At 70.2% G+C, this 10,742-nt stretch carries 11 protein-coding genes and 1 tRNA gene; 7 read left to right on the top strand and 5 right to left on the bottom strand.

Annotated elements, in window-relative coordinates:
- Nucleotides 1-85: 85 nt before the first annotated feature.
- The 5 genes from D1350_RS24650 to D1350_RS21410 all read left to right on the top strand — a co-directional run bounded on the left by D1350_RS24650 (nucleotide 86) and on the right by D1350_RS21410 (nucleotide 3,024).
- Nucleotides 86-532: a DUF3052 domain-containing protein gene (locus D1350_RS24650; protein ID WP_276313781.1), complete on the top strand. Its 447-nt coding sequence runs from the start codon at nucleotides 86-88 to the stop codon at nucleotides 530-532.
- On the top strand, nucleotides 522-1,001 hold the full coding sequence (locus tag D1350_RS21425; RefSeq protein WP_240644269.1) for a peroxiredoxin: 480 nt from the start codon (nucleotides 522-524) through the stop codon (nucleotides 999-1,001). Before D1350_RS24650 ends, D1350_RS21425 begins: the two co-directional genes overlap by 11 nt.
- A 79-nt stretch (nucleotides 1,002-1,080) precedes the next feature.
- Nucleotides 1,081-1,156 (top strand) — tRNA-Val (locus D1350_RS21420).
- Nucleotides 1,157-1,591: 435 nt separating this feature from the next.
- Complete coding sequence (locus tag D1350_RS21415) at nucleotides 1,592-2,254, top strand: hypothetical protein (RefSeq protein WP_125778085.1); 663 nt, start codon at nucleotides 1,592-1,594, stop codon at nucleotides 2,252-2,254.
- A 413-nt stretch (nucleotides 2,255-2,667) separates the two neighbouring features.
- Nucleotides 2,668-3,024: a hypothetical protein gene (locus D1350_RS21410; RefSeq protein ID WP_125778084.1), complete on the top strand. Its 357-nt coding sequence runs from the start codon at nucleotides 2,668-2,670 to the stop codon at nucleotides 3,022-3,024.
- 89 nt (nucleotides 3,025-3,113) lie between these two features.
- Here the strand turns inward: D1350_RS21410 and D1350_RS21405 are convergent, their stop codons facing one another.
- A complete protein-coding gene (locus D1350_RS21405) occupies nucleotides 3,114-3,875 on the bottom strand; it encodes a hypothetical protein (protein ID WP_125778083.1) in 762 nt (253 codons plus the stop codon).
- Nucleotides 3,876-3,952: 77 nt separating this feature from the next.
- Entirely contained in the window at nucleotides 3,953-4,120 is a 168-nt protein-coding gene (locus D1350_RS23890; protein ID WP_164545269.1) for a DUF2283 domain-containing protein, read from the bottom strand.
- A gap of 246 nt (nucleotides 4,121-4,366) precedes the next feature.
- Between D1350_RS23890 and D1350_RS21395 the strand changes: the two genes are divergently transcribed.
- Nucleotides 4,367-5,521 carry an AI-2E family transporter gene (locus D1350_RS21395; RefSeq protein WP_240644268.1) on the top strand — a complete coding sequence of 385 codons (1,155 nt, stop codon included), beginning with the start codon at nucleotides 4,367-4,369 and terminating at the stop codon, nucleotides 5,519-5,521.
- Nucleotides 5,522-5,534: 13 nt separating this feature from the next.
- Here the strand turns inward: D1350_RS21395 and D1350_RS21390 are convergent, their stop codons facing one another.
- Nucleotides 5,535-6,557: a DUF5937 family protein gene (locus D1350_RS21390; RefSeq protein ID WP_206074638.1), complete on the bottom strand. Its 1,023-nt coding sequence runs from the start codon at nucleotides 6,555-6,557 to the stop codon at nucleotides 5,535-5,537.
- Nucleotides 6,558-6,623: 66 nt separating this feature from the next.
- Here D1350_RS21390 and D1350_RS21385 point away from each other — a divergent pair, with 66 nt between their 5' ends.
- A complete protein-coding gene (locus D1350_RS21385) occupies nucleotides 6,624-7,829 on the top strand; it encodes an MFS transporter (RefSeq protein WP_125778081.1) in 1,206 nt (401 codons plus the stop codon).
- A 113-nt stretch (nucleotides 7,830-7,942) separates the two neighbouring features.
- On the opposite strand, the gene aspS is transcribed toward D1350_RS21385, so the two are convergent.
- Together aspS and D1350_RS21375 are read right to left on the bottom strand one after the other, a co-directional pair.
- Nucleotides 7,943-9,256, bottom strand: a complete 1,314-nt coding sequence (aspS, locus tag D1350_RS21380) for an aspartate--tRNA(Asn) ligase (RefSeq protein WP_125778080.1) — start codon at nucleotides 9,254-9,256, stop codon at nucleotides 7,943-7,945.
- A 274-nt stretch (nucleotides 9,257-9,530) separates the two neighbouring features.
- Nucleotides 9,531-10,700, bottom strand: a complete 1,170-nt coding sequence (locus D1350_RS21375) for an amidase family protein (protein ID WP_240644267.1) — start codon at nucleotides 10,698-10,700, stop codon at nucleotides 9,531-9,533.
- Between the last annotated feature and the right edge of the window lie 42 nt (nucleotides 10,701-10,742).

Here is a 10,742-nt window from a genome sequence, read left to right as displayed (position 1 = left end):
GCACTGGCACTGTGCGTGCACTACCTTTGCGACGAAAGGACGGCACAGTCGTCCAGACCAGCGACGGAAGGAACGAAGGACCAAAGTGGGACAGACCACGGATCCCCAGGGCAGTGCTGATCCCCAGGGCGCAGAACCGACCGGCGGAGCACGACTCGGCTTCACCGCAGGCCAGGTCGTGCAGGAGTTCGGCTGGGGGGACGATGTCGACGACGACCTGCGCGCTGCAGTCGAGGACGTCATCGGCGCCGAGCTGGTCGACGAGGACTACGACGACGTCACCGACGGTGTGATCCTGTGGTGGCGCGACGGTGACGGTGACCTCGGCGACGCGCTCGTCGACGTGCTGACCGTCCTCGACGACGGCGGTCTCATCTGGCTCTTCACGCCGAAGCCCGGCCGACCCGGCCATGTGGGCCACAGCGACATCCAGGAGGCCGCGACCACGGCCGGCCTGCAGACCACCAGCACCATGTCGATCGCCACCGACTGGTCCGCGACGCGCCTCGGGTTCCGTGGCCGTGGCCGCTGAGGTCCTCTCCGAAGCGGCACCACGTCCGGGAGACCCAGCACCCGACCTGACGCTGCCCGACACGCACGGCACGCCCGTCCACCTCGCCGACCTGCGCGGCGAGGCTGTGCTGGTCGTGTTCTACCCGTTCGCGTTCTCCGGCACGTGCACCGGCGAGCTCTGCGAGCTCCGGGACAACATCGAGGACTTCGAGACCGCCGGCGTGCGCCTGCTGGCCGTCTCCACCGACCCGGTCTTCACCCTGAAGGCCTGGCAGGAGAAGGAAGGCTTCGGCTTCGACCTCCTCTCCGACTTCTGGCCCCACGGCGAGGCCGCCCGCGCGTTCGGCGTCTTCGACGAGAACAGCGGGCACGCGCTGCGCGGTTCGTTCCTGATCGATGCTGACGGGATCGTCCGCTGGGCCGTGGTCAACCCTCGCGGGCAGCGCCGCGACCTCGAGGGCTACCGCCAGGCGCTCACCACGATCTGATCGGCGTCACGGTGGCCGGGCTCGTTCGCCGAGCCCGGCCACCGAAACACCGTCGGCCAGGTATTCTGAGGCGCTGCCAGGGCCTGTAGCTCAGCTGGTAGAGCGCCACGCTTACACCGTGGATGTCGTCGGTTCGAACCCGGCCGGGCCCACCACCAGGTGTTTTATGCCTGTGACCTGCGGTGACATTGCTGAGCGTGGTGGACACGCGGGGACACTCCCACCCCGAAGCGGTGGACCCTCTCGGAGTGGGCGGCGGAGTACGTGAAGTCGCGGACGCTGGCGCCGTCGACGTACCGGAACTACACCCGGATGGTCCGCGTGTACGTGGAGCCGTCGATCGGGTTTGAAATACCTCGACAAGTTTCCAACTGCACGATGGCCTGTCGAGGATCGTTGTCGTGCGTGCCGGGTTGTCGTGGCCGTGTCACGCGTCAGGTGGAGCCGCCGGCAGACGGGATCGCCAGCATGGCGACCGGGAGCCAGATCCTGAGTCGTTCGGCTGGACCAAACCCGACTGGCGCCCCGTCGAACAAGTGCCTCCTCACCTCGTCAACACTGCGTGTCGAGCCGCCTAGTACCCTCCGGTCATGAAGATCAGGGTGGACGAGGGGCGTCTCGTCCAGACGGTGGCTGAGCACGGAACCGACTGGCGGGCCTTCGGCGAGTTCGTCGGTCCGCGCGGCGAGCTCGCGTCCTACGCGCTCGGCTGGACCCCGGGTGGGAACGGCGGGCGCGTGACGGTCGGGATCGGCGTCGGCAACGAGGGGGGTGGGACGTTCCACGCGGCTGTGCGCCAGCATGAGGGCGACATCGCATACGGCCTGGTCGACGAACCGTTCGAGACGGTGCCGCAGGGCGGCCCGGACCTGACCGCGGCCGAGTCCCGGGCCCACGAGGACCTGCCGTTCGTCTGGGCGGTCGTGGACATCGTGATGGTGCGGGACAGCCGCGCTTCCTGGTTGCGGCACTGCATCCTCGGCACGACAAGCATCGCCACCGAGCAGGTGCTGGCCGGGGTAGAACCCATCCTGTCCGTCTCGCACGCCGCCGACGACGGGACATGGCAGCTCGTCGGGACGTCCGACGGAACCGTCGACAACGGCAGGATCAGCCACCTTCACCACTTCGTCGAGCACGATCCCACGCTCCTCGACGTCCTCGACCTCGAACCCGGGGAACGCGCCACACGCCGCCGCGTCGGCGGGCGATGGAAGAGGGTCGACCTGCACGGCCGCGCCACGCGCCGCTGAGAGCGGCCAACCGGCCCAGATCCCGTTCTGCGGCGCTGTATGGAAGGTGTGGAAAATCGCCAACGGGGCTACGTAAAAGTTCATCCTCCCGGCCGACCGGCCCACGACTTCCCTTCCCTCCCCATCGAGAGTGGCCCACCATCTCGATACCGGTCCCAGGCGATCGCCTACCGAGGCCCCACTCAGACAATCGACTGCTCGACTGGACGCACTCTGGCATGCTGAGTCGTATGGGCTCGGACGCGCGCCCGAAACGCGCTTCCCGATTCGGAGCGACTGCGGTCTCGATCGCAGCCACTCTGACTATCGCTGCCTGCTCGGCGAGTTCCCAGGCGAGCGCGCTGCCGTCAGAAGCCGACTATCGCGCTGCCGTGGAACAGGCGGCCGAATGCGTCGCCCAGGAAGGGTTCGACGTGAGCGAGGTCGAGCTCTCGCCCGACGGTCTCACCTACGGCTTCTCGATCACCACATCCGGCGGTGAGGATGCCACGGCGGCGGTGGACGCAGCCTACGGAGCATGCACGGCTGAACACCTCAACACCATCGAGTCCGAATACTTGAGCGGTCTCGAACTCACGGGAGCTGAACGGGAATCCGCCTACGCCGAGTTTGTCGAATGCCTCGAGGCTGCCGACGTCGATACCGTAGTGGTCGGCGACGACGAAGGAACAATCACCTCAAAGATTTCCGCCGTCGAGAAGACAGGTCTCAACGTCGACGAAGCATGGCTCTGCCAACAGAAGTACATCTTCCCAATCTTCGGGGGATAGAAGGAGATGCCCCGGTCCCGGCACAACGCACGTGGTGCCGACGGTGTGGAGGATGCAGAACGAACCCGAGACAGAACTGCCTCACGTCGTTATCCGCCCAGGGATGCCTCGATCTCTCTCGGTACCGCCAGTCCGGTCCGGCGTGCCACAGCGGCTAGACCTGCCCGGACCAACTCCGCTGCGTCGTCGGGCGACATCTCCCCGGCCCGGTCGGAGTCGAAGACGATCTCCAGCTGCGCGGCGGGTCCGGACATGACTACCCGGTTCTCTCGCTTGGCTTCGGGCCATGGCCACACTGACATCACAAGCGCTTCGAGACCGGCTGCCGCCATCGCCGCCGTCATCGCGTCGCTGTGCTCGAGGAGCCTGCCGATGTCGAGCAGGCGCGCTCGGACGAGCGGGACGGCTCGAAACGCGTGCTCGCTGTCGTGCACCACGTACGAGACCCCGGGCTGCCACGAGAAGCCCTCGCGGGACTGCCCGGTCAGGTCCTCGTAGACCTCCTCGAAGACCGGGTCGAGGTCGAGAGCGAACGCCGGGTCCCACGGGACAGTGCCGCCGCCAGCCTCAGCAAACCGAACCGCCTCCCGCCGGCCCCTGACGAGCACGGCGATCCATGCCGCCCGGGCCGCGTCGCCGACGAACGCCACACCCTCCGGGTCTACGAGACGCAAGACCTCCCCGTGAGCTATGAGGGTGGTCCACTCCTCGGCCAGCCGTCGGGCCTGCTTCGGCGAGCACATCCGCGCCGAGGCACCTAGGTGATCGGCAGAATCGGGCCCGACGTCGCCGTCGAGTGTCTCCAGCAGTTGCCAGAGCAACGGGTACTTCACAAGAGACTTCCCGCTCATCTGCGGCTCCAGTACTGTCCGAACGGCGCGCGGATGATCCGAGAGGACGGTTTGACGACCAGGTCAGGCAGTCCCTGTCATCCGAAAAAACCTAAGAACTCAATCCCGAGCAGTCTGCCATCGCTGTTCAGATCCAGGACGACCTCGCCCATCAGGCGGTCGTCATCGATCATCACCTGCTGAGTCGCCTCACCTTCTTCGACGGGGCCGAACGCGAGGTAGGCGGCATCCGACGCCCCATCCACTCGGCTTCTGTCGGCAGGCGGAAGCCTCTGGCGCCCACCTCCCAGGCGACCGTCGTCCCGTCCATCGCATATGCCGGCGCGAGGTCGAGAGCGCGGGACACCTTGTTGCACCACTCGACCGCGCGAGCCCGGCCCCCTTACGCGGCGACGCACACGACGCACCGCTCCCTCGCCGACGTTCCCCTGTGGCTCCGCTTCGCCGGGACGGTCACGTGCCCGCAGGCGTGACCCGCTACCGTTCCGCCCGTGACAACGTCCATCACCGACCCGGACCCCGGCGACCTCCTCGCCGACGACGCCCCGCCGCCCGGCACGCCCGGCTCCTCCCGGCCGCCGCGCTGGCTCCCGCGGGCGCTGGCCATGGGTGTCGTGGCGGTCTTCGTCGGCATCTTCGCGTGGCGGGCTCTCGGCGCCCTCCAGGGCCTGTTCGTCATCGTCCTCGTCGCGCTCTTCGTCGCGCTGGCCCTGGAGCCCGCGACGGTGTGGCTCGTCCGCAAGGGCTGGAAGCGGGCCCTCGCGGCCGCCACGACGCTCCTCGGCTCTCTCGTCGTGGTGCTCGTGATGCTCGCGCTGTTCGGCAACCTGTTCGCCGAGCAGCTCATGGCTCTCGCCCAGACGGTGCCGGAGCGCTACGAAGAGCTGCGGCGGCTGCCGTTCCTCGAACGGTTCGGCGTCACCCTGCCCGAGTCGCGGGAGCTGCTGGCCCGCGCGCTCCAGCAGTTCGGCAGCGACGTCGCCTCCAGCGTGCTGTTCATCGGCACCACGGTGGTGGGCGGGCTCTTCTCCGCGATCACCATCCTGCTCGTCGCGTACTACGTGATGGCCGCGGGCCCGCGCGTGCGCGCGGCGGTCTGCGGCTGGCTCCCGCCCGAGCGGCAGCGCGAGGTGCTCACGCTCTGGGAGATCACGCAGTCGAAGGTCTCCAGCTACCTCAGCTCGCGCGTGGTGCTCGCCCTGGTCTCGGCGGTGTGCACGTACCTCTTCCTTGTCGTGCTCCACACGCCGTACGCGATCCCGCTCTCGGTCTTCGTGGGCGTCGTCTCCCAGTTCGTGCCCACGATCGGCGCCTACATCGGCGGCGCGCTCCCCGTCATGGTCGCGCTCACCGCGCAGGGCCCGGCGCCGGCGCTCGCCGTGCTCGCGTTCGTCATCGGCTACCAGCAGTTCGAGAACCTGTACTTCGCGCCCAAGGTCTCGGCCAAGGCGCTGGAGATGAACGCCGCCGTCAGCCTGCTGGTGGTCCTGGCCTTCGGGGCGGTGTTCGGCGCGATCGGCGCCTTCCTCGCCCTGCCGATCGCCGCGACCATCCAGGCCACCGCCACCACGTACCTGCGCCGCCACGAGCTGATCGAGTCCCACATGCTGCGGGACCCGGAGGACGGCGACTGGATCAGCGTCTGAGCCGGGTGGAAAATTACGGCGCTGTCGCCGCGCCCGTGGCGCGATCGGTGGTCGACCCACCGGCTGCGGCGAGGAGCGCACGGCCGAGCGGGGTGGTCGTGTAGACGACGCGGCGGCCATGGCGCTGACGGCTGACGAGGCCGTTGGCTCGGAGGACCGCGAGGTGCTGGGCGACGGCGCTGGGTGTCGTGCCCAGCTCTCGGGCGAGGCCGGTGGTCGTTGCCGGCGAGGTCAGGGCCCTGAGCAGCCGTGCCTTGCTCCTGCCGACGAGTCGGATCGTGTCGTCGGGCACGGGCGCCGGGTCAACCACGGCGCCGAGTGTTGCGATCCCACGGCAGGGGTACCGAAGTGTCGTCCAGGTCGTGGTGTGGCGTTTGACGATGACCCGGTCGGGCCCGAGGGCCACGGGCAGGAGGACGAGTCCTCCACGCGCGGCGGTGGCGTCGCGCTGGTCGGTCCGGACGGTGAGGCGCCCGTCCGACCAGGCGACGTCCCGGTGCAGATCGGCGAACAGTCCTGCGGCACCACCAGCGGTGAGCCGCGCCGCGCGGTGGGCGACGTCGGTCTCCAGCAGCGCCTGGATCCTCGGCCAGTGCGGATGAACAAGGTGGTCGTAGGCCTCGCGGAGCTCGGCCGCCACGACGGCGATCCGCTCGGTCGGCGCATCGGCCAGCTCCCGGGCTGCCGGGGGCAGGTCGTCCCCGAACACGCGGTGCAGGTTCTCGACCACGTCCCGCGGCGTGGTCTGTCGCATCGCCTCCAGGTCGTCGTCGATGCTGGTTCGGGTGGCGGCCGGCGCAGGGAGAAGGAACTGGGGCCACGACGGACGGCCGCTGACCACGAGCGGCCAGGACGCCCCGAGCCGCAGAGGCCGGTCCGCGAGCCGTTCCCGCGCCCATCGCACCCACCACCTGACCCGAGGAGACGGATCGGGCTGGGCCAGCAGCTGCAGCCCGGAGACGGTCTCGGCCAGCGGCGAGACAGCGAACCGGGTACCCGCGAGATCGGCCGTGCCGATCTCGATGCTCAGTGCCATGGACCCATGATGTAGCGCAGGGCTACATCATGGTGCGCCGTGTCGCCTGCTCCCAGGCTCCAGGGCATGGCATCGACACCGGACAGGCTTCCCGCCCGCTACTGGCGGCTGTGGTGGGCCGGGGCGATCGACAACGTCGGCAACGGCGCGTTGGTCACTGCACTGCCCCTGCTGGCGATCACGCTCACCACCGACCCCCGGCTGATCTCGCTGGTCGCCGCAGCAAGCTTCGTCCCATGGTTGCTGTTCGCGCTCCCGGCCGGGGCGCTCGTCGACCGGTACAGCCGGATCGGCCTGATGCGGTCCGCCCAGCTGTTCCAGGTGGTCGTGGTCATGGCGGTCGCGGTACTGATCTCCCTCGAGGCGATGGACGTCGTGTTCCTGATGGTCGTGGCGTTCCTGGTCGGCGTCGGTCAGGTCGTGTCCGGGATCGCGAGCCAGTCCGTGATGCCCGAGATCGTCGAGCACCGGCTGCTCCCCCGGGCCAACGCTCGCCAGTACCTCGCCACGACGATCGGGCAGAGCTTCGTCGGGCCTCCGGTCGGGAGCCTCGTGTTCGGCCTCGCTATCGCTATGCCGTTCGGGCTCCACGGGGCGGCCCTCGTCACCTCCGTCGTGCTGCTCGCCAGGCTGCGCGGTGTGGCGCGGCCGCGCGAGACCGTCCAGCCTGCAGGTCCGGCGATCAGGGAGGGCCTGCGTTGGCTCCTCGGACACAGGTTGCTCCGCACGCTGGCTCTGCTGCTGGGCGTCAACACGTTCTGCTTCCAGCTCGGCAACGTCACCCTCGTCCTGCTGGCCACCCAGGAGCTCGGCGTCACCGTGTCCGGCTACGGGACGCTGCTCGCAGCGGCAGCCGTTGGCAGCGTCCTGGGTGGGCTGCTCACCGCCCGACTCGTCACCACGTTCGGGCAGATCCCCGTCCTCGTCACAGCCCTGGGCGTCAACGCCGCCACGTTCATCTTGCTGGGCCTCAGCCCCGACGTGCGGACCCTCGCCGCGCTGCTCGCCCTCAGCGGCCTGGTCACGGCAGCCTGGAACGTCGTGACCATCACCCTCCGGCAGGAGCTGGTCCCCCTCGCCCTGCTCGGCCGGGTCAACAGCGTCTACCGGCTGCTCGGCTGGGGGCTCATCCCCCTCGGCGCGGTGGCCGGGGGCCTGATAGCCCACGAGCTCGCCGTCCGCGCCGGCTATCCGATCGCGGGAACACTCCGGGCTCTCGCGCTACTCGTCAGCCTTCCGCTCCTGGTCCGGGCCCACCGCCAAGGACGCTGACCGCGGTCTCGGTCAGCGCCTCGCAGACCACCCGACCGGCACCTGGGAGGCGCGGCACCTCACGATCCATGCAGGGCTGGGCCCGGGTGCCAAACCCAGGCCCAGCCGACCCGTCAGGGCGTGAGGCGGTGCAGGTCGCGCGGGAAGAGGGTGACCTCCCGGACGTTCGCAGCCCGGGTGATCCGGCTCGTCCAGCGCTCCAGCCCGATGGCGAATCCACCGTGTGGTGGCATGCCGTGCTCGAACGCGTGGAGGTACGCCGCGTAGGCGGCCGGGTCCTGGCCCCGGGCACGGATCGCGTGGTGGTACTCGGAGGGGCGGTGCAGTCGCTGCCCGCCGGTGACCAGCTCCAAGCCCCGGAAGAGGACATCGAAGCTGTTCGACCAGCGCAGGTCGTCGGGCTGCGGGTGGGTGTAGAACGGGCGCTTGGCCATGGGGTAGCCCTCGACGGCCAGGAAGTCGCTCCCGTGCTCGGACAGAGCCCACTCGCCGAGGGCGCGCTCGTGCTCCGGGGCGAGGTCCGGTTCGTCGTCGGGCGCCCCGACCAGTGCCAGGGCATCGGCGAAGTGGATCACCGGGATCTGCTCCGGGACGGCCGGCACATCCACACCGAGACGTTCGACTGCCGGGCCGGCGTACTCGCGGACCGCGTCCGCCATGCCCGCCAGGACCTCACGCAGCACCGCCAGGACGTCGCGGTGGTCACGGATGAACCCGAGCTCGACGTCCAGGGAGACGTACTCGGCGAGGTGACGCACGGTGTCGTGCGGCTCGGCCCGGAACACCGGCCCTATCTCGTAGACCCGCTCGAACACGCCCACGAGCTGCTGCTTGTAGAACTGCGGCGACTGCGCAAGGAATGCCGGGCGGCCGAAATAGTCCACGCCGAACACGTTCGCCCCGGACTCGGTCGCGGACTCCACGAGCTTCGGGGTGTGGATCTCGGTGAAACCGTCGGCGTCCAGCGTCGTGCGGAACCCACGCAGGGACGCCGCAGCGATCTCCCACGCCGCGCGCCGGGCCGGGTGCCGCCACGTCACCGGTGCGTGGTCGAGCAGGGTGGCGAGCCCGGAGGTGAGGGTAGGTCGCCACAGCTCGACCGGCGGGGTGGCGGCGGGCTCGGTCAGCGCCGTGACAACAGGGGCCGTCACCTCGACGCCGCCGGGAGCCTGCGGGTTGGGCGTCACGGTCCCGACGACCTCCACGGTTGTCTCCTCCGTCGGCACGTCCTGGTCGTCTGCGGGGCGCAGCACCACCTGGGCGAGGCCGGACCGGTCTCGCAGCACGAGGAACGTCACGGTGGACAGCGTCCGACGGCGGTGGACCCACCCCTGTAGCCGGACGTGTGTCCCCGGTTCGCACCGGGAGAGGTCCGCGCACAGCGTGCGCGAGGGCGTGGGCGTGGTCGTGGTCGTGAAAGAGCTCATGGTCACCTCCAGTTCGCAATGACTGCCCTGGAGGTGTGGGCGGGGGCAAGGTCGCGGTGCCACCACACCTTCACCGGCCAACCGGGCCGGTCTCTCGTCGGTACGCCGCACGCGCGGGCCAGGCGCTTCACGGGGTTCGTCACGCCCCACGCCGACCAGGAACGATGGTAGGCACAGGACGGTTCACGGGCGAGGGATTACGCGTACGTCTCGGGGCACCGCCGACCCGACGATGAGACGGTGAGGCGGCCTGCGGTCTCAGGCCAAGCCCTCGCTACGGCGAGACGACGGTCGCGGAGCGCCTCGCGAAGTCGGCAGCGAACGCCAGGAGCCCGCGGTCCGACCCGGCGGGCCCGACGAGGCTGACACCTGCAGGCAGGCCGGCAGAGGTACGGACCGGGACCGATACCGAGGGCAGCCCGCCCAGGACCGCCGTCGCGGACAGCACGACGGTCGCCGCGCGCACCGCCTCCGCTGCCGACGGATCACCCGCGACCGGTGCCACGGACGACGCCGAAGGCAGCACCAGGACGTCAGCGCCGAGCCGGCCGCGGATCTCCGCTCGCGCTCGGCTGACCACGGTCCGCGCGGCCTCAGCCTGCTCCGGCGTGACCGCTCGCGCGAGCTCGAACCGGCCGCGCACAGCGGGTCCCAGCGTGTCGAACCGTCCTTCGATCCAGGCGCCGTGAGCCTGCCAGGCTTCGGCGGCCTGCACGATGCGCAAGGCATCCACCCAGGCGTCCGGGAGGTCCCACTCGACGTGTCGCGGCGGCCGCCCGCCTCCGTGCACCGCCCGCACGACGGCGTCGCGCACGTCGGGCTCCGCGAGCCCCAGCAAGGTCCGGTCGGCCAGGAGCGTGCCCGACGGCGTCGCGGTGTCGGGCGGGAGCAGCACCTCACCGACCCGGGCGAGCAGTCCGGCATCGCGGGTCAGCCAGCCGACGGTGTCGAACGACGGGGCGAGTGGCAGGACGCCGTCGGACGGTATCGCGCCGTGTGTCGGACGCAGGCTCCACAAGCCTTGGTACGCCGCCGGGACACGGATCGAGCCGGAGGTGTCCGTGCCGAGCCCGATCGATACCTCACCGGCGGCGACGGCGGCCGCGGAGCCCGAGCTCGAGCCGCCGCTGATCCGTCCGGGCGCCGAGGGGTTCCGCGGCGTGCCGTAGTGCGCGTTCGCACCGGTCAGGGACCACGCGAACTCCTCGGTCTGCGCGATGCCGCGCACGGCCGCACCGGCCGCCAGCAGCCGCTCGACCGCCCACGAGTGCTCGGGCTCCTCACGCGCTGCGTGGAGCCAGGCCGGGTTTCCCGCTCCGACCCGCTGTCCGGCCACGGCGAAGAGGTCCTTGACCGCGACGGTCTCCCCGTCCAGGGCACCGGACGCGACGGGGGCGACCAGCGGGCCGTCGTCGGGAAGCACGCGCCACCTGGAGGTGTCCATGGCGGGCATCCTGCCAGGTCGGGATCCGAAGCGGGGAGGCGT

The sequence above is a fragment of the Antribacter gilvus genome (assembly GCF_003946865.1).
In the GTDB taxonomy this organism is placed as follows: Bacteria; Actinomycetota; Actinomycetes; order Actinomycetales; family Cellulomonadaceae; genus Antribacter; species Antribacter gilvus.
This window is presented reverse-complemented; position numbering and strand designations above follow the sequence as displayed.